Raw genomic sequence first — 17,471 nt, forward strand, 5'->3', positions numbered from 1 at the left:
CACAGGCTTCTAGCGGGCCGCCGCGAATGCCAGCGGGCCAAAATCACCCACCCCATAAAGAGAAAAGAGGACAAAGAAGCGGCGATCTTCTCGTGTCTTGCTAAACTGGACACTGACCCCCCAGCACTGGGCCTGGTAATTAAGGCCGGCCTTTGATTCCAAATTCTTATCTAAATCCAAAGACCGTCTGTTTTCATAACTAACGGTAACGGCCGGAGTCACAACCACCGAGAGGCCTGTATTGAGTTCATGCAGACTGCCTTTTGTGTAACGATAATCAACAGAAAGGCTGTCTCTGCGCTTATCTGAAAGCCTCAACAATCCGTTATAACTCTCACAGGTGCTATCATATGTATTATAAGATGTATCATACCGGGCATATATCCTATCTGTGGGGGCAAGCTCGGCCTCCAAAGACACATTGGAAAATGGCCGCCGCCTTTCTTCGGCAGCCAATAGCCGGCGTTCCTCTCTGATATTGTAGCTCTGACTCAGTTTAAGACGGAAAATATCTTTATATACTGACCCGCCATCTTTCCTGACCTGCTTGGTGGTCAGGTAGTTCGTCAGCGAATAGGTAACGATATTTTGAGAGCTTATACGATCAACGTCATCCAGATTGGGTAGATCGTTCTGGTCCTTGACCGGCAGGTAATCATAAACCACCGATGGTTTAATGGTATGCTTGATCTTGGTTATTGATTTCCCGGCCAGCTTAAAGACCCGGCCTACTTCGGTGGAAAGGTCGGCCTGGAAGTTATGGAGGGTGCGTGTGGGCAGGTCTTTTTTTATCTGCGCGGCATAAGAGTCATCGCCATAGTTTTCCACATCATAGACCGTCTCCCTGACGCCAAAAAGACCCTGAAGATCGAGATAGGGACCGATCCTCAGCGGCCAGGAAATCTTGGGATAGATATCAAGGCGATGCATACCGATGCCCTGTTTACGCCAGTAGTGGATATAGTCGATATTTCCTTCATAATAGAGCGGCGTATCGGGTAGGGCCTGCCTGGAGGCCTGAAAATTGAGCGAAGGCAGGACTTGCAGGGTAGTCTCACGCTCGGCACGGTTAAGGTTATCATAGTACTTACACTGCCCGGATAAGTAAAAATTCGTCCACCGTCTGTTTATCTGGGCGGTCGATTCTCTGACTAGAGCGGTCTTATCCGCCAGGCTCCGGCCGAAATTATCGAGAATCGCCTGATTGGTCTTGGTAAAACCGGTGAGGCCGTCATCAAACTCATGGAGATAGTCACGATCGCTTACCAGGTCCAAATCCAGGATGGTCATAATATCCAGCGGGAGGTATTGATCTATCTTGCCCCGTATCCACCAACGGTTTCTGCTGCTGCGAAAGACCCCGTCCTTGTCGTAGTCGTCGTCTTCCAGGCGGTCATGGAGATAGTTGGCCAGCAGGATGCCCTTAGAATTTTGATCGCCGGCATAGCGATATTCCACCCCTTCCATCCACCCCCGTTTAGACAGGTAATGCTGGTAAAACGTGGCATCAGAACAGGGGTCTATGGCCCAATAAAAAGGTAGATTCAAACTCAGCCCATCCCTTTCACCGTAAGAAAGCTCCGGGAATAATAACCCGGACTGCCTCTTCGTTTTCGCCGGTAATACAAGATACGGGCTGTATATGACAGGGAGAGACCTGACCCAGAAGGCCGAATGTCGAGCCTTTGCATAACCCTCCACGGTTACGTCCAGATGACTGCAGGAAAACCTCCAGGCGGGATGTTCTCCGTCACAGGTAGTAATGACGGCCTCCTCAAGACTATATTGATCCTCAGCTACGCGCACTATCTCTGCCGCCTTCAGGTGTACATTGTTTTTCTTCAAGAACAATCCTCCGGGCTTAACCGTACCGGTTTGTCTATCCAGATTTATCTCGCCTTCTTCCCCGGTGAGGATGTCTTCTCCCATAGTGATATTCAGATGTCCCTTGGCCCAGGCCAGGCTATCCACCCGGCGATAGCGTATGTAATCGGCCCTTACCTCCATATCGCCACGGCTGAGGATAACATTACCTTCAGCTATAATTATCTTTCCGTCTTCTAACGTGGTCACCTTGTCGGCGTACATAAGCCACGGCTGGTTATCAGGGCTTGCGCCTCCTTCAATGGCAATAGCATTTGTCGGCAGGACGGTAACATAAAGCAGGCATAGGGATAAAATAATCGGGATTAAGAGAAACCTGATGGGCAATTGTGACAAACCTCTGCACCTAATAGTGAGAGGTTACTATCATATCAGAAGCTTTCTTTCAATGAAGAAATGAGGGTTGTATTATCTCGCGGGCCTCGCCGACCAGATATAGAGAACCCGCGATGCAGATGAGGTCGTTTTCTTCGGCCAGTATTTTGGCTTTGTTAATGGCCTCAGAGACCTGACTAGTCAGATAAACTGCTCCGCCAAGGAGTCCCAGTTGGGCTGAAAGCATGTCTGGATCCGCAGCCCTTCTATTCCGGGGCTTTGTAAAGATGATGGCCTGGGCCATCGGCGCAAGTTGCTTTAACATGGCCCGGTGATCTTTATCCGCCATCCCTCCCCAGATCAGGATTAACCGATTATAGACAAAATCCCTGGACAGGGCCCGGCAAAGGGTCTTTACCCCGGAAGGATTATGGGCCCCATCAATCAATATGGTAGGGCTCCCATCAAATACCTCTTGCCGTCCGGGCCAGTTAACCTTCTTTAAGCCTTCACCTATCACTTTTTCATCCACAGACAACCCTTTGCTGCCCATGAGTTCTATGACAGCCATGGCTAAAGCAGCGTTGCCAAGCTGGTGCTGCCCCTGTAATCCGACCTCGAGACCGGTCAGTTTGCGCCACATTCCTTGATAGGAGAATCCGTTCATCCCAACCCGGCGGATGCGAAAATGCTGCCCGAAGACATAAATGGAGTTATCAAAGGCCCGGCAGCTTTCTTGGATAGCGCCAAGCAATTTAGGCTGGTGAACGCCGGTAACCAGGCTAAGTCCTGGTTTGATGATCCCGGCCTTCTCTCTGGTTATAGAGAACAGAGACCTGCCCAGATGGGCCTCATGGTCACGGCCAATATTGGTGATGACCGCTAACTCCGGAGTGAGAACATTGGTGGCATCCAGCCGCCCCCCCATGCCCGTCTCCACAATAGCTAAATCCACCTTTTCCCGGGCAAAGAGTAAAAAGGCCGTGGCCGTGGTAAATTCAAAATAGGTTACCGGGATGTCCGCGGCCAGAGCGGCCTTGACCTCCGTAGTCAGCCGGTAAAAACGCTCTTCCGAAATGATACGCTCATTAATACGAAATCTTTCCCGAATACTGACCAAGTGGGGTGAGGTATAAAGACCGACTTTATATCCTGCTTCGGTAAAAATGGCCGAAAGCATGGCGCTTACAGAACCCTTGCCATTGGTTCCGGCAATATGTACAGATTTAAACTGACGGTGGGGGTTCCCCATGGCAGCAAGCAGGGTGGTGATATTCTTCAGTCCTAGCTTGATGCCGAAGAATTCCAGACTGGTTACGTAATCAACGGCTTCCTGATAATTATTCATAATAGAACCACAGGTTATATAATGATAAGGTCACCCTGTGTCAAGGGCTTTACCAGGAAGGGGGGAAGATATTTTAGCTCCTCTTGAATACGTTCCAGGTGCATGGGTTTCATATGAAAGACATAGACGGGCACATCCGGGCGATTCATTTTAGATAGTTCCTTATGCAGCAAGGCCGGGGTAAGGTGACCGCTTAGCGCCGCCAACTCACGCAACTCGTCAGGGAATGATACCTCCACGATAACCGCACGGAGGTCTTTGAGGGTTCGCGCCAGATCCCAGATGCGCTGCGTGGCGCCGGTGTCTCCGGTATAAATTATGGCGCCATTACAGTCTCTAACTATATAGCCTACCGCTTCTACCGTGTGGTCCACCTTAATTGCCTTACAGGTAATTTCATTTAGCTGAATGTCCTTTTCCTCATCCAGGTGGAGATAAATTAAAACCGGGCCTCTCTCCGGTATAACCGTAAAGTCAGGCCAGATTGAATTATTGAGTATATGTACCTTAATCTGTTCAATAATCGCGGGCAAGCTGACAATACATATAGGGTGATAATTTTGCTCGATAATGTTGTCAGCCAGGAAGAGGATGTCTTTAATGTGATCTAAATGGGAATGGGTGATGAGGATATGGGTTATCTGCAATTGCTCTTCGAGACTAAGTACGGAAGTTATAGCCCCGGCATCCAGCAGTAAGCTCTTATTGATCAAAAAAGAAGTAGGCCGAAAACCGGGCATTTCAGAGCCATAGCACCCCAGGACTCTTATTTCCATCGCTCACCGCGCTACAACTGGATTTTTACGAAAGCATTATCCCTGCCTTAGTAACCGTTCACCGTTATCAGTTCACCGTTGTCCGTGAAAAGCACGAAAAGCTTCTTTTTTGGTGAACGTTGAACGGTAAACGGTGAACATATCCCTACCTTATTATAGATAAGGTCGTATAACCAAGATGGAGGGTTTTGAGTCCGGTCCCGTCAAAGTGTACAACCACCTTCTGTCCACCCAGGACCTGTCTTACCTGGCCTGTTCCAAATATAGTATGATGTACATGCGCCCCTGCCTGTAGCATTCCATCCCTTGTCTTTAATCCGGCCTCGTCGTCTGCATCTCTTATTTTGTCTGTTGTCCGTTGTCCGTTATCAGTAGCCTGAGGCATGAAGTCTCTGGTCTCAGGTCTGCGGTCTGTAGTCTCAAACATAGATCGCGGGATATCATTTATAAAGCGGGATGGCCGGGCCATAATATGACCGTCTTTCGGGGTATAGGTAGAAATCGGATAGGAAAGGAAGAGGTTTTCTTTGGCCCTGGTCACGGCTACATACATTAATCTTCTTTCTTCTTCTATAGCCTCATCGGACTCACAGGCATAACTGGAAGGGAACCGCCCCTCGGCGAGGGATATAATAAAAACAGTGTGCCATTCCAGCCCCTTGGCCGAATGTATGGTGGATAGGGTCAATCTCTCTGTATCTCTGTCACTCATAGCGGCATCGGCCGCGCCGGCCTCCGGGGGTTCCAGGACCATATCGGTCAATAAGGTCTCCAACGATTCATAATTATTTGTAATAACGGCCAATTGTTCTAAATCCTTTAACCTTTTAGGGTAGTCGTCATAATATATGCGCCTTAAAATCGGTTCGTAGTAAGCCATTAATCGCTCCAGGCGCGCCTGGGGTTTCAATCCCGGTGTGCTGATAGCTTCCAGCGCCTTGCAAAGATCCGCAAGACCTTCTTCAATCCGGGGGCCGATGGGATATTCTCCAAGGCGGGAAATGGAAAACTCCGTATCCCTTAACCAATCCATTATGCGCTGGCAGGTTTTATGGCCGATGTTATTTATTAAAAGCAGAATACGATGCCAGCTTAAAAGATCACAGGGATTCACCACCACGCGGAGGTGCGCCAGCACGTCTTTGATATGAGCGGCTTCCATAAGCTTAAGGCCGCCATATTTAACAAAGGAAATCCCCGCCCTGGTAAGTTCAAGCTCTAAATTAAAAGAATGAAAGCCTGCCCTGAAAAGAACCGCTATCCCGGATAGAGGGACGCCGCTTCTTCTTAGGGATAGTATTCTTTCGCATATAAAACGTGATTGGGCATTTTCATCCGGGACCGGTACCAGACGGGCGCTGACTCCACTTGGCCGGCGTGTGAAAAGGCATTTAGTATATTTTTCCCTGGCCTTGGCAATAAGGGAATTGGCCAGGGACAATATCTGTTGGGTGCTACGATAGTTTTCTTCTAATTTTATGATGCGCGTCCCGGGGAAGTGGTTTGGGAACTCCATGATATTCTTAAAATTAGCCCCCCGGAAGGAATAGATAGACTGAGAGTCATCGCCTACCACCATGACATTATTGTGGGTGGCCGCCATAAGCCGGACAATATCGGCCTGGAGCCTGTTGGTGTCCTGATATTCGTCCACCATGATATACTGGAAACGCCGGGAAACCAGGTCACGGATTTCGGGCCGCTCTTCCAGGAGATTTTTCCATTTAACCAGAAGGTCGTCATAATCCATGAGTTGATGGCTATTTTTATATTCTGTATAAAGAAAATATAATTTTTTCAGGGCCTCGCTATGTTCCATGAAATGGAGAAATTCTTCCTCCAGGGCCTGTTCTATAGTTATAGCCTTATTGACTGCCTTGCTGAATATCTCGGCAATGGTATCCTTTTTGGGGAAACGCCTGGCCTTTTCATCCAGGCCAAGGCTTAAACGGAGCAAATTGATGGCGTCTGCGCTGTCGGAACGATCCAGGATGGTGAAAGAAGGGGAAAAGCCGATATGATGGCTGAATTTTCGGAGCATCTGGTTGGCCAGGGAATGAAACGTACCGCCCCTCACCTGCTGACAGGTGTCTGAAAGTATGAGGCTGGCCCGCTGCAGCATCTCCCGCGCCGCCCTGCAGGTAAAGGTCAGCAGCAAGATAGACTGGGGCGGGATGCCTTTTTCAACCAACCTGGCTACCCGATAGACCAAGGTGCGTGTCTTGCCGCTGCCCGCACCGGCTATAACCAGAGCAGGACCGGTAAGCATGCATACAGCTTCCAGCTGTTGAGGATTCAGGGCTTTTTCGTAGTCAATCCCCCCTAACCCCTCTTTCCCCAAGGGTGGAATTGCTTCTATATTCCTTTGAAACTCATAGGGCATAAGTATTCTTAAAGTTACCGGTAACGTTTCTTAAAAATCCAGATCAGGCCTGCACCGGTGATAAAGCCTCCTATGTGCGCGAACCAGGCTACGCCTCCCGCCAACGCGCGGGTGGTTATAGCCAAACTGCCACTGAAGAATTGCATAATAAACCAAAAGGCGAGAAAAAAGAAGGCGGGAATCTCTATTATCTGAAAAAAGAAAAAGATGGGAATCAATGTCAAAATACGGGCATGGGGATATAGGAAGAAGTAAGCGCCCATGACACCGGCGATGGCGCCACTGGCCCCCACCATCGGCACTCTTGCGTAGGGATTGACCCAGAATTGAGTCAGTGCCGCGGCTATCCCACAGGCCAGATAGAAGAGGATGTAACGCAGATGTCCCATGCGGTCTTCGACATTATCTCCAAATATCCACAAGATCCACATATTGGAGATAAGATGTACCCAACCGCCGTGCATGAACATGGAAGTAAAAATGGGATAGCTCCGCAGGGGAATATTTGCCGGAGCCACCTCAGAAAGGTATTGATATACCGCCGGCGTAAATCCATAATGCAAAATGAATTTTTCTATATATGGCCCCAGGGAAAGTTCATAAATGAAGACCAGGGTGTTGAGAATAATTATAGAGACATTGACCAGAGGCCAGCTACGGGAAGGGATGTTATCTCTTAGGGGGATCATTAATTATTGGAGCAGGGAAGGATGAAATAGAAATTGTTTCCCTCCGGAACCGGTTCATAGCCCACCACGCCGCCGTGTACCTCGATGACGCTCTTTATAAAGTGCAGGCCGTGTCCGGTGCCTGATTGATTTGTGGCATTAGCGCCACGGTAGCCTTCATCGAAAATACGGGCCGCCTCTTCCGGTGCAAGGTGGAGGCCGGTTGTAAATACGTTGAATTTAATCCCGCACTTACCATGGCCGAAACAATCACTGATCCGCTCCCGGCCAAAGGCCAGGCGCTTCACACGCCGGCCGTCAGCGGCTATTACGCCCTGCGTGTACTTGACGGCATTAGAGAACAGATTGGCATAGACCTGTGCTATTAAACCGGCATCGACGGTAAGTTCGATATCCTCTTCCGGTATCCCTCCCATACGGTTATCAATCTCAACTCCCCTGTCCTCTAGTTGTTTTTGATAACGTTCCAACTGGGGGGTGATAATATCCCGGTTAAAGTTGATATGACTTTTTCGCAGGGTCCATTGCCCGCGCTCGAAATGCCCGCGACGGAATAAGGTCTCCAAAAACAGGCTGGTGTTTCTGTAATGCTGATAGACCTGCTCATAGTCCTGCTTCATTTTATTTGTCAATTCATCCAGTTGATCTAAGATGCCGTCCGGGTAATCTCTATTTTCAACTAAAACCCGGGAGAGAGTCTCTCTCAATTTATTTTCAACTACCTGACATTGCGCTATCTTTTTCTGGAGGTTTTTAAAAAACACCTGGTAGTAAATGTTGGGCGTAATTACATTGTGTTCAATATCAGCCACCAGGCTGTTTATAAACTTGATGTGGTCGATATTTTGTTGCCAGACGATCTTGGCATTGATGTTATATCCGATACGGTTTGCGTATTTTTGGAAGAAAAATTTATCCTGATCGGCAAAACCTCTTGCCGGAAACACTTCAAGCATGCCGATAAGCTGGTCTTTGGCATAGAACGGTAGTCTTTCCGTCAGGAGGCGGTTGCCTTTGATAGGAAAGACGTAAGATTCATCGGCCAGGTAGGCCTGATTTTCTATACGTACGGCCGCATTGGTATCCGATTCTTCAAGATAGAGGTCTTTGGCGCTGGAACAGACCAGCCTCAAGTTATTTACAGGACTGACCAGGTAGAGCCTGCTCTCCAGGTTAAAATATTCCTTCGGGACTATAACGCAGACCCGGTAGAGATTCTGCAGGGTATCGTATTCCTGGGCCAGGTCAAAAAAAGTCTTTAAGGCATTGCTTTGTATCTCTGAAAAATTATACCGCGCGTAATCTCCCCTTTTTTCCTGGACGCGTCTTCTAACCAGGTCCATATCCGCTGAGATGGCCACTTCTCTGTCCCTACCCCTGTTAGTATTCATCCGGAACCCCAAAAATTCCGGATGAGCTGTCAGCACTCAGCTATCAGCGTTCAGTTTAATGTGTTATTTGTCTTAGGTTTTTGCTGACAGCTAATCGCTGATCGCTGAAAGCGTGAAGCCGGAAACAGTAGTTTCCGAATGAATACTGCTTATTTTTCATAATAGCATCTGTGTCCAAAAAAAGAAAGGCGCAGGTTGAGCCTGCGCCTTTCGAAATATTACTAAATCCAGGACAGTTATGCGGTCTCACCGGCCAGCTTTAGCAGCTTGTCATATTCTTCGTCCACCTGTCTCTGGATCTGGGCAATAAGGTCATCGGTCAAATGACGGAACCGGCCCTGCTTCTTCAGATACTCGGCTACGGGTTTTGGTTTTGTAATCTTACGGTTAATTATGTACTTACCTTCTATGACCTCATAAAGCGGGAAGACATTGGTCTCTACAGCTAATTTACTTATCTCAATGGCCAGGTCGCCGCCGTGTCTCCAGCCGGTGGGACAGGATGAGTAAATATGCAGATAAGCGGGCCCCTTGACCAAGGCGGCCTTTTTGGCCTTGTTCATTAAGTCCAGGAAATAGGCCGGCGAAGCCGTCGCTACGTAAGGAATATTATGAGCCACGGCAATGGCCGGAACGTTCTTTTTCTTCGTCGCCTGCCCAAAACTCTTTTTCCCCGGCGGAGAAGTGGTGGTCATGGCGCCATAGGGCGTAGAGCTTGAACGCTGTACGCCGGTGTTCATGTAGGCCTCGTTATCCAGGCAGATATAGACAAAGTCGTGGCCCCTCTCCATGGCGCCGGATAAGGACTGGAGACCGATATCGGCGGTTGCCCCATCTCCGCCTATGGCTACGATATCGATATGTTTCTGGGGAATTTTGCCCTTGCGCATAAGCACCTTCAGGGCCGCTTCCGTGCCCGAGGCCACAGCAGCCGCATTTTCAAAGGCGACATGCAGCCAGGGTACATTCCAGGCCGTTTGCGGGAAGGTGGAGGTGATAATCTCCATACAGCCCGTGGCGCTGACGACGATACTGTTCATACCGATAGCCTTCATAGCCAGTTTAAGCGCCAGGACCTCGCCACAGCCCTGACAGGCCCGGTGCCCGGAGGCCAGAGGATCTGCGAGAGGCAGCTTCTTTGCCGAAAATCCCTTGAAGTTTTCAAGCTCTTTGATCATATCTCCCTCACTCCGATCATTTCGTAAAGTTGCTTCGGTCTCTTTTTGGCATAAGTAAATGCCTTTGAAACTATCTCTTCAAAATTTTCTACCGTAACATCACGACCACCCAGGCCGGCAATAAAGTTATAGACCTTCGGCCGGCCACGTTCTGCATAGAGGGCGGCCTTGATCTCTTCGGCCACCGGGCCGCAGGCCCCACCCGGAGATAAAGCCCGATCTACTACGGCCAGTGTCTGGGCGCCGGCGATAGCCTTTTTGAACTCCGGAGCCGGGAAAGGCTTCCAAAGGCGGAAACGTACCAGACCTACCTGCATCCCTTTTTCGCGCATCTTATCAATGGCGGTCATGGCGGTCTCGGAGATGCTCCCCATCGTAATGAGAATAACTTCGGCTCCTTCGGTCTTATATGACTCCACGGGGTTGTAATAACGCCCGAAGAGGTCGCCGAATTCCTTCCAGGCCTTGAGAACGACCCTTTTAGAGTTAATCAGGGCCTCATTCGTGGCCTTTTTAGCCTCCGTATATATCTCTGGTATCCCTACCAGACCCATAGACACCGGCTTTCTCGGATCCAGGCGCACCTTCGGCTTGTATGGGGGGAGATACTTATCCACCTCGGCCTTATCCAGTATCTCAATGGGTTCAATGACGTGGCTCAAGGTAAAACCATCCAGGTTGACAATGACCGGCAACAAGACCTTAGAATCTTCGGCCACCCGGAAGGCATGCAGGACCAGGTCAAAGACCTCCTGCCCGTTCTCCGCAAAGGTCTGTATCCAGGCGATATCCTGCTCGGCCATGATGTCGCTATGATCATTCCATATACTAATTGGGCCGGAAAGCGCGCGATTGGCTACTACCATGACGATAGGCAGTCTCATGGCAGGGGCGATAAAGAGAATCTCGTGCATAAGGGCGAGGCCCTGTGAGCTTGTAGCCGTAAAGGTCCGGGCGCCTGCGGCTGAAGAGCCGATACAACAGCTCATAGCGGAATGCTCGGATTCTACCGGAACAAAAGCGGCGTCCAGTTCCCCATCTGCCACTACCTCCGAGAGGTGTTCAACAATATGTGTCTGTGGAGTGATCGGATAAGCCGCAATAAGATCGACATCCGCCAATTTGACGGCCTCACTGGCGGCTATGGAAACCTCCATCCCAATGCGTTTTGCCATATTAACTAATCCTCCTCTAAAACCATGGTAATGGCGTCTTTAGGACATTCTTTGGCACAGATGCCGCAACCCTTGCAGTAATCCAGATTGACCTTGTAATACCCCTCCTCTGCCGGGACCATAGCCAGATCAGGGCAATAAACCCAACATAACCCACACTTAATACATTTGTCCCTATCCACAACCGGCCGTTGCGACCGCCAATCTCCTGTTTTGAAGGCGCGGGAACTGCCCGGCTGCCGTATGACACAGCCCAAATCGAGTTCTTTCCAACCCATTACGGCGTCTATCTTTGCCATATTACGACTCCCTTATGATAGTTTCAGTCATGGCCCGGTTGAAGGCTGTCTTGTTCTTCTCCGCAATGCGCCCGAAGCGTTTATCAATGGCCTTTCCTAACGCATCGCTACTTACTATACCGGTAGATTTAACTAAGGCCCCAAGCATGGTCGTATTGGTTATGGGGACCCCCATGCTCTCCATGGCGATCTTGGTAGCATCCACCGTAGCAATCTTTGCCTTGACATTTAATAACCCGGCCATCTCTTCCGGTGTCTTGGAGGTATTTATAATTACCGTCCCTCCGTCTTTCAGTCCGGCAGTCACGTTGATGATTTTAAGAATGCTCGGATCGAGGACCATGACTACATTTGGTCCATAAACCTTTTCCCGCGTCCTGATGGGCTTATCGCTTACCCTTATAAAGGCCGCTACAGGCGCCCCCCGCCGTTCCGGGCCGAAACTCGGAAAGGCCTGCGCATACTTCCCGTCATCAATGGCCGCAATGGCCACCAGTTCGGCTGAAGTAACCGCTCCCTGGCCACCCCTGCCATGGATTCTGATCTCGATCATGGTTTGATTCTCCTCCACCCAGTCTGCTTCTTCTGTAAATTGGTAACCGATTTATTGCTAACAGTGAGGCCTTTGCGTAGCACGCAGCATTTTTTTTGTCAAGTCTTTTGGCTTGTTATTAATTTAACAAAGACTATTGCCTGTAGCTTTATGCCCCGGTCCTGGCTTCTAACGCCCGCCTGAGGGTCATTTCATCATTATATTTAAGGTCTGTACCCATGGGAACTCCGCAGGCAATACGGGTCACAGTTACATCTTCATTTTGAAGCAATCCGGCCAGGTAGGCAGCGGTGGCTTCTCCAGCCACAGTTGGGCTGGTCGCCAAGATTACCTCTTTCACCTGGCCGCTTTTTATACGTAAAAGAAGCTCTTTTATCTTAAGCTCGTCCGGGCCAATCCCATCCATAGGCGAAAGCACACCATGCAAGACGTGATAACGCCCCTTAAAGCCGCCGGATTTTTCTATAGCCATCATATCCCCCGGGTCTTCGACTACGCAAATCGCATCAGTGGTTCGTTTGGGGTCTGCACAGATGGCACAGGGATCAGTTTCCGTAAAACTGAAACAGGTAGAACAAAACCGTATCTTTTCCTTGACTTCATCAATACTTTGGGCCAGTTCTTTGGCCCTCACATCGGGCCAACGGAGTATAGCCAAGGCAAGACGTGTCGCCGTCTTTTCTCCAATACCAGGTAAGTTGCCCAGATTTCGGATAAGTCGTAAAAGCGCCGGTGGGAAAACGGACATGGCTATGATTACAAGAGCCCCGGGATCTTAAAGCCACCGGCGACCTGGGCCATCTCTTCCTGCATCATCTGCTGAGATTTCTTCAGGGCATCATTTACCGCAGCCAAGATCAGGTCCTGTAACATATCAAGGTCGTTAGGGTCTACGACTTCTCGTTCTATCTTTATAGATACTATTTCCTGCCGGCCATTGGCTACGACCGTTACCATCCCGCCACCCGCAGAGCTTTCCACGGTCTTGTCGGCCAGTTCCTCCTGTATCTTGGCCATCTTAGCCTGTATTTTTTGTGCCTGTTTAACTAATCCTCCCAGATCTTTCACCATATACTCCTTATACTCCTTAGAAACGTTTTTACGGGCGTTCGGCTATCAGCAGTCAGCGATCGGCTCTTTTTTCTATCTTGATCTCCTCAATATGTCCGCCTAAGATGCTTAACGCCTCTTGAACCAGGGGATGTTTTACTATCTCCTCCCGGGCGGTGCGTTCCCGGCCGGTCTCCTCTGCTGTTTCACGACCAGGGGTTGCCACTGATTCTGAAAGTATGTCTATTCTTATGTCTCGCTGGTAATATTCCCGACAAATCTCGCGCAGCCGTGCGTTATAAAAAGGATCTTTTAAGAGATCGGAGAGGGAATGATCGGCAAACACAATAACCAGTGTATCATTTTTTACCGTCAACCTCTGACATTGCTGTAGAATCGAGGCCAGAGGGAGGCTCTTGATTTTAACGAAACCTAAAAAGTCCTCCGGTCTGCCAGATACAAAGGGGGCTTCTGGTTCTTTCCCTTCGTGCCTGCAGCTATCCAGGCCTGACCCCGGAGGATAGGCCGTGGGTTGATCCTGGATGGGTAACGGACCCTCATTCTCTTTAATGCCAGAGGCCAGAATGGAAATCTTTTCCAGTATCTTTTCCACTGGAATAACATCCTGTAACAGGCTCGCTCGCATCAGTATCATCTCAAGGGTCAATCTGGGCTGTGAAGATCTTCTCAATTCCTCCCACCCCTGGATCAGCAGCTGGAGATACAGGTAAATGGTCTCGGTACTTTTTGCCTGCCCCAGTCTATCCAGTTCTTCTTTTTCATCGTCTGCAACATTTATTAACGGACCTGGTTTCCGGCAGGTCTTAATAATGACCAGATTTCGAAGGGCCTCTACCAGGTCGGCATAAAACCGCTTTAGGTCCTGACCATGGGTATAAATCTGATCTATCAGGTCGATACTTCGCTCAAGGTTATGTTCAAATATGGCCACTATCATCTCTATAACCAGCCTCTGGTCAACAAGGCCAAAGACAGCGGCTATCTCTTCGTCCCCAATTTCATCCCCACCATAGGAGATAATCCGATCCAGGAGGCTCAGGGCATCACGCATACTCCCCTCGGCCTCCCGGACAATAAAGCGCAGTCCTCCTGCGCTCAGCTTTATACCTTCCTGATCGATGATGGCCTTAAGGTGGCCTGTAATCACTGACGCGGGAAGCCGTTTAAAGTCATAGCGCTGGCAGCGCGAAAGGATGGTAATGGGAATCTTGTGCGGTTCTGTAGTAGCAAAAATAAAGATGACATGTGCCGGCGGCTCCTCTAAGGTCTTGAGAAGGGCATTAAAGGCTGGTTCGGTGAGCATGTGCACTTCATCGATAATGTATATCTTATACCGGCATTTGGCGGGAAGGTACCTGGCGTTTTCTCTTAACTCGCGGATCTCGTCAATACCGCGGTTAGAAGCCCCGTCTATCTCATAGATATCTACAGATGAACTATTTGTGATCTCCCGGCAGACAGGACATTGATTGCAAGGTGTTTCCGTAGGACCGCTTTCGCATTCTAAAGCCTTGGCCAGGATGCGCGCCACTGAGGTCTTCCCGACACCACGGGCTCCCGCAAAGAGGTAGGCATGGGCCACCCGTCCCTGCCGGATGGCATTTCGCAGGGCCTGGACCACATGACTCTGACCCATGACTTCAGAAAAATTTTGCGGCCGCCACTTTCTGGCCAGGACGAGGTAGGCCATTTTCTTTGATCCTCGTTTCGTAAGCGCTCCGGTATCAGCGTTCAGACCCTCTGTAGGCAGACTGATTACTGAACGCTGATAGCCAATAGCTAAAATTAATGATAGCCAGGCGCCCCTGCGGCACACGAAAGTTCTTGCTGCCGTTGCTTCCTTCCGGACCTAGCGGGGTTCGCAAGTTTCCGTTGCGCAGGACCCGGCTATCAAATTGTTTAGTGTTCACCCGGAAACTACCGTTTCCGACTTCACGCTTTCAGCCATCAGCTATTAGCTATAAACAAGACAAACGACATCTGAGCTGAAAGCTGATAGCTGACCGCTGATTGCTATTTAAAACTGGCGGAGAGAGTGGGATTTGAACCCACGGTCCCGCTTTTGGCGGAACACACGATTTCCAGTCGTGCTCCTTCGGCCGCTCGGACATCTCTCCGCGGGTTACCTAATAAGTGTTCATCAGGAAACTACCGTTTCCGACTTCACGCTTTCAGCCATCAGCTATTAGCTATAAGCAAGACAAACGACATCTGAGCTGAAAGCTGATAGCTGATAGCTGACTGCTGATTGCTATTTAAAACTGGCGGAGAGGGTGGGATTCGAACCCACGTAGGGGTGATTAGCCCCTAAGTCGATTTCGAGTCGACCCCGTTACGGCCACTTCGGTACCTCTCCCCCGATCGTTTATGCCGGAAAAAGGCCTGCATTATGGACTGGGCTTCACCAGCCAGAATACCTGAAATGACCTCGATGCGATGGTTTAGCCTGTGGTCTTGAGCCAGATTATACAGCGAACCGAACACCCCTCCCTTAGGATCATACGCACCAAAGACCAATTTCTTGACTCGGGCCTGCAAGATAGCGCCGGCACACATCAAACAAGGCTCGATAGTGACGTAAAGAGTTGTTCCCGGTAATCTGTAGTTAACATGAGTTTTCGCTGCCTGGCGGAGAGCCAGTATCTCCGCATGGGCCGTGGGATCACTCAGTGCGATGACCTGGTTGTAGCCCACCCCTAAAATCTGGTCATCTTCTCCCACAAGAACCGCCCCCACCGGAACCTCCCCTGTCTTTTGGGCCTGGCTGGCGGCCTCGAGGGCCTTACGCATAAAGCTTTCGTGATACCCCGGGCTTTCGTCTTCTTTTAACATTTCAAACAGCAATTTTGATTCTATAAAGGCTCTTGCAAAACTCCGTTTTTTGTCATTTCCGCAACGCTTGAGCGGGAATCTGGTTTTATTCAAGTAAAAACAATATCCCTGATAGAATCATTCGGGGATGACAGACAATTTTGCAAGAGGCTCTGTTAAAGTTAGAATCCTTATATTACCGAGTGAGGCCGACTTGTCAAGGTGAATCAGAAAAGCACGCTTATACCTAATCTAGGCGGCAGTATAACTGATTGACTTTGCTTGCGCAACTGTGGTAACCATTAACAAATGGGCACATACTCCATTAGCGGGAGGACGCTATGCCTGGATTTTTGGAAGAAAAAGAAAAACTTACTAAGGATCGGGTTAAAGAAATTATTATAAATAAGGAATACTCATATCTTGAGGAGAAGGTCTCTCTGGAGGGCATAGAAGGCGACAACTTGATATTTAAGATATCCCTCCTGCTTGACTATAAGAAGCAAATGATATTCATTGAAGAAAAAGATAAGATCGTTATCCCATATAAAGAATTCAAGGTAGAAAACTGGGGGGAAGGCATTCGTAAGATCGAGGATATTGCCTGAGGGCCTCAGCCCCCAATTTGCGACATCTGACGGCGGCACTGATGTATTAACCGGCCATATCCCGCATGCTCAAGGGGTTTTTGTTTAACCGCTTTTAGTATTAATCCTGCCAATTCTGCATCCTGCATGCCAGAGCGTAGATATTTTTTTACATCCAGTTCGTCATCTGAAAAAAGGCACATCCTCAGTTGTCCATCCGGTGTGATACGCATCCTGTTACAGAAAGCACAAAAACTCTGACTAATAGAGTTTATAAAGCCTATTTCACCTGCCGCCCCGGCAAACGTGTAAACTACGGCCGGCCCTGCATCCTCTTTATGCCTCAGAGGCAACAGGTCCCCCACTTTCCTTACCCGCTCCATGCACTCAGCCCCGGGCATATAGACATCACCACTCCATCGGCTTCCACAGCCAACCGGCATAAACTCTATGAACCGCACCTGCAAGGGATATTTATAGGCCAGACGGGCAAAGGCCTCTATTTCGTCATCGTTTATGCCCTTCATAACTACCACATTAAGCTTAACCTCGACATCACCGAATGACAGGGCCTTTTCAATAGCTTCCCAGACCTTATGCCAGAAAGGGCGGGTGGTTATCACATGATATTTCTGCGCGTCTAAGGTGTCCAGGCTTATGTTTATCCTATTAATACCGGCCGCATACAGTTCATCAATTTTTTCCCCCAGAAGGGTACCGTTCGTAGTGAGACAGACTGCCCGGAGCCCATCGATGCGCCTGAGTGACCGGATAAATTCGGTAATGCCGCGGCGAACCAAGGGTTCTCCTCCCGTCAGCCGAACCTTCTTTATGCCCAATGGGATTAAAACCCGCACCAGGCGTAAAAATTCCTCATAGCGCAATATCTCTTCACGGGCAATCTTCCGGACACCACCGGGGGGCATGCAGTATTGACAACGCAGGTTGCAATGATCTGTAACCGATAAGCGAAGGTAGGTAATGGTCCGGTTATAATTATCGACGAGCATC

16 protein-coding genes, 2 tRNA genes and 1 other RNA gene are annotated in these 17,471 nt (G+C 49.4%); 1 reads left to right on the forward strand and 18 read right to left on the reverse strand.

Annotated elements, in window-relative coordinates:
• Positions 1-9 precede the first annotated feature (9 nt).
• From lptD to tadA, 17 genes are all read right to left on the reverse strand, one after another.
• Positions 10-2,211 (reverse strand): LPS assembly protein LptD, encoded by a 2,202-nt coding sequence (gene lptD, locus RDU59_01215; GenBank protein MDQ7837103.1) that lies wholly within the window; start codon positions 2,209-2,211, stop codon positions 10-12.
• 58 nt (positions 2,212-2,269) lie between these two features.
• Positions 2,270-3,547, reverse strand: coding sequence for a folylpolyglutamate synthase/dihydrofolate synthase family protein (locus RDU59_01220; protein MDQ7837104.1), 1,278 nt, complete (start codon positions 3,545-3,547; stop codon positions 2,270-2,272).
• 14 nt (positions 3,548-3,561) lie between these two features.
• Positions 3,562-4,323, reverse strand: a complete 762-nt coding sequence (locus tag RDU59_01225) for a 3',5'-cyclic-nucleotide phosphodiesterase (GenBank protein ID MDQ7837105.1) — start codon at positions 4,321-4,323, stop codon at positions 3,562-3,564.
• 145 nt (positions 4,324-4,468) lie between these two features.
• Positions 4,469-6,706, reverse strand: coding sequence for an ATP-dependent helicase (locus tag RDU59_01230; protein MDQ7837106.1), 2,238 nt, complete (start codon positions 6,704-6,706; stop codon positions 4,469-4,471).
• Positions 6,707-6,720: 14 nt separating this feature from the next.
• Complete coding sequence (locus RDU59_01235) at positions 6,721-7,395, reverse strand: rhomboid family intramembrane serine protease (protein MDQ7837107.1); 675 nt, start codon at positions 7,393-7,395, stop codon at positions 6,721-6,723.
• A complete protein-coding gene (locus tag RDU59_01240; GenBank protein ID MDQ7837108.1) occupies positions 7,395-8,786 on the reverse strand; it encodes an ATP-binding protein in 1,392 nt (463 codons plus the stop codon). Before RDU59_01240 ends, RDU59_01235 begins: the two co-directional genes overlap by 1 nt.
• A 236-nt stretch (positions 8,787-9,022) precedes the next feature.
• On the reverse strand, positions 9,023-9,964 hold the full coding sequence (porB, locus tag RDU59_01245) for a pyruvate synthase subunit PorB (GenBank protein MDQ7837109.1): 942 nt from the start codon (positions 9,962-9,964) through the stop codon (positions 9,023-9,025).
• A complete protein-coding gene (locus RDU59_01250) occupies positions 9,961-11,139 on the reverse strand; it encodes a transketolase C-terminal domain-containing protein (protein ID MDQ7837110.1) in 1,179 nt (392 codons plus the stop codon). Before RDU59_01250 ends, porB begins: the two co-directional genes overlap by 4 nt.
• Before the next feature lie 5 nt (positions 11,140-11,144).
• The gene (gene porD / locus RDU59_01255) at positions 11,145-11,438 is read right to left on the reverse strand and encodes a pyruvate synthase subunit PorD (GenBank protein MDQ7837111.1); all 294 of its coding nucleotides are present in this window, start codon (positions 11,436-11,438) and stop codon (positions 11,145-11,147) included.
• 1 nt (position 11,439) lies between these two features.
• Positions 11,440-11,991: a pyruvate ferredoxin oxidoreductase subunit gamma gene (locus RDU59_01260; protein MDQ7837112.1), complete on the reverse strand. Its 552-nt coding sequence runs from the start codon at positions 11,989-11,991 to the stop codon at positions 11,440-11,442.
• Positions 11,992-12,139: 148 nt separating this feature from the next.
• On the reverse strand, positions 12,140-12,739 hold the full coding sequence (gene recR, locus RDU59_01265; protein ID MDQ7837113.1) for a recombination mediator RecR: 600 nt from the start codon (positions 12,737-12,739) through the stop codon (positions 12,140-12,142).
• An 8-nt stretch (positions 12,740-12,747) separates the two neighbouring features.
• Positions 12,748-13,059, reverse strand: coding sequence for a YbaB/EbfC family nucleoid-associated protein (locus tag RDU59_01270; protein ID MDQ7837114.1), 312 nt, complete (start codon positions 13,057-13,059; stop codon positions 12,748-12,750).
• 55 nt (positions 13,060-13,114) lie between these two features.
• The gene (dnaX, locus tag RDU59_01275; GenBank protein MDQ7837115.1) at positions 13,115-14,752 is read right to left on the reverse strand and encodes a DNA polymerase III subunit gamma/tau; all 1,638 of its coding nucleotides are present in this window, start codon (positions 14,750-14,752) and stop codon (positions 13,115-13,117) included.
• A gap of 100 nt (positions 14,753-14,852) precedes the next feature.
• Positions 14,853-14,951: signal recognition particle sRNA small type (gene ffs / locus RDU59_01280), an RNA gene on the reverse strand.
• A gap of 135 nt (positions 14,952-15,086) precedes the next feature.
• Positions 15,087-15,179, reverse strand: a tRNA-Ser gene (locus RDU59_01285).
• Between the two features lie 145 nt (positions 15,180-15,324).
• Positions 15,325-15,418 (reverse strand) — tRNA-Ser (locus RDU59_01290).
• Entirely contained in the window at positions 15,370-15,894 is a 525-nt protein-coding gene (tadA, locus tag RDU59_01295; protein ID MDQ7837116.1) for a tRNA adenosine(34) deaminase TadA, read from the reverse strand. The genes RDU59_01290 and tadA overlap by 49 nt, the downstream gene beginning before the upstream one ends.
• Positions 15,895-16,214: 320 nt before the next feature.
• Here tadA and RDU59_01300 point away from each other — a divergent pair, with 320 nt between their 5' ends.
• Positions 16,215-16,481, forward strand: coding sequence for a hypothetical protein (locus tag RDU59_01300; GenBank protein MDQ7837117.1), 267 nt, complete (start codon positions 16,215-16,217; stop codon positions 16,479-16,481).
• 5 nt (positions 16,482-16,486) lie between these two features.
• Here the strand turns inward: RDU59_01300 and moaA are convergent, their stop codons facing one another.
• Positions 16,487-17,470 carry a GTP 3',8-cyclase MoaA gene (gene moaA, locus RDU59_01305; protein MDQ7837118.1) on the reverse strand — a complete coding sequence of 328 codons (984 nt, stop codon included), beginning with the start codon at positions 17,468-17,470 and terminating at the stop codon, positions 16,487-16,489.
• Position 17,471 lies beyond the last annotated feature (1 nt).

This window comes from Thermodesulfobacteriota bacterium (assembly GCA_031082315.1).
Taxonomy (GTDB): Bacteria; Desulfobacterota; QYQD01; order QYQD01; family QYQD01; genus QYQD01.

Excerpts from the sequence above, each read along its gene's own strand:
- RDU59_01235 (MDQ7837107.1), bottom strand. The coding sequence starts at position 7,395 with ATGATCCCCCTAAGAGATAACATCCCTTCCCGTAGCTGGCCTCTGGTC.
- recR (MDQ7837113.1), bottom strand. The coding sequence starts at position 12,739 with ATGTCCGTTTTCCCACCGGCGCTTTTACGACTTATCCGAAATCTGGGC.
- RDU59_01240 (MDQ7837108.1), bottom strand. The coding sequence starts at position 8,786 with ATGAATACTAACAGGGGTAGGGACAGAGAAGTGGCCATCTCAGCGGAT.
- moaA (MDQ7837118.1), bottom strand. The coding sequence starts at position 17,470 with ATGCTCGTCGATAATTATAACCGGACCATTACCTACCTTCGCTTATCG.
- tadA (MDQ7837116.1), bottom strand. The coding sequence starts at position 15,894 with ATGTTAAAAGAAGACGAAAGCCCGGGGTATCACGAAAGCTTTATGCGT.
- RDU59_01250 (MDQ7837110.1), bottom strand. The coding sequence starts at position 11,139 with ATGGCAAAACGCATTGGGATGGAGGTTTCCATAGCCGCCAGTGAGGCC.
- porB (MDQ7837109.1), bottom strand. The coding sequence starts at position 9,964 with ATGATCAAAGAGCTTGAAAACTTCAAGGGATTTTCGGCAAAGAAGCTG.
- porD (MDQ7837111.1), bottom strand. The coding sequence starts at position 11,438 with ATGGCAAAGATAGACGCCGTAATGGGTTGGAAAGAACTCGATTTGGGC.
- RDU59_01260 (MDQ7837112.1), bottom strand. The coding sequence starts at position 11,991 with ATGATCGAGATCAGAATCCATGGCAGGGGTGGCCAGGGAGCGGTTACT.
- RDU59_01220 (MDQ7837104.1), bottom strand. The coding sequence starts at position 3,547 with ATGAATAATTATCAGGAAGCCGTTGATTACGTAACCAGTCTGGAATTC.
- RDU59_01230 (MDQ7837106.1), bottom strand. The coding sequence starts at position 6,706 with ATGCCCTATGAGTTTCAAAGGAATATAGAAGCAATTCCACCCTTGGGG.
- RDU59_01300 (MDQ7837117.1), top strand. The coding sequence starts at position 16,215 with ATGCCTGGATTTTTGGAAGAAAAAGAAAAACTTACTAAGGATCGGGTT.
- dnaX (MDQ7837115.1), bottom strand. The coding sequence starts at position 14,752 with ATGGCCTACCTCGTCCTGGCCAGAAAGTGGCGGCCGCAAAATTTTTCT.
- RDU59_01225 (MDQ7837105.1), bottom strand. The coding sequence starts at position 4,323 with ATGGAAATAAGAGTCCTGGGGTGCTATGGCTCTGAAATGCCCGGTTTT.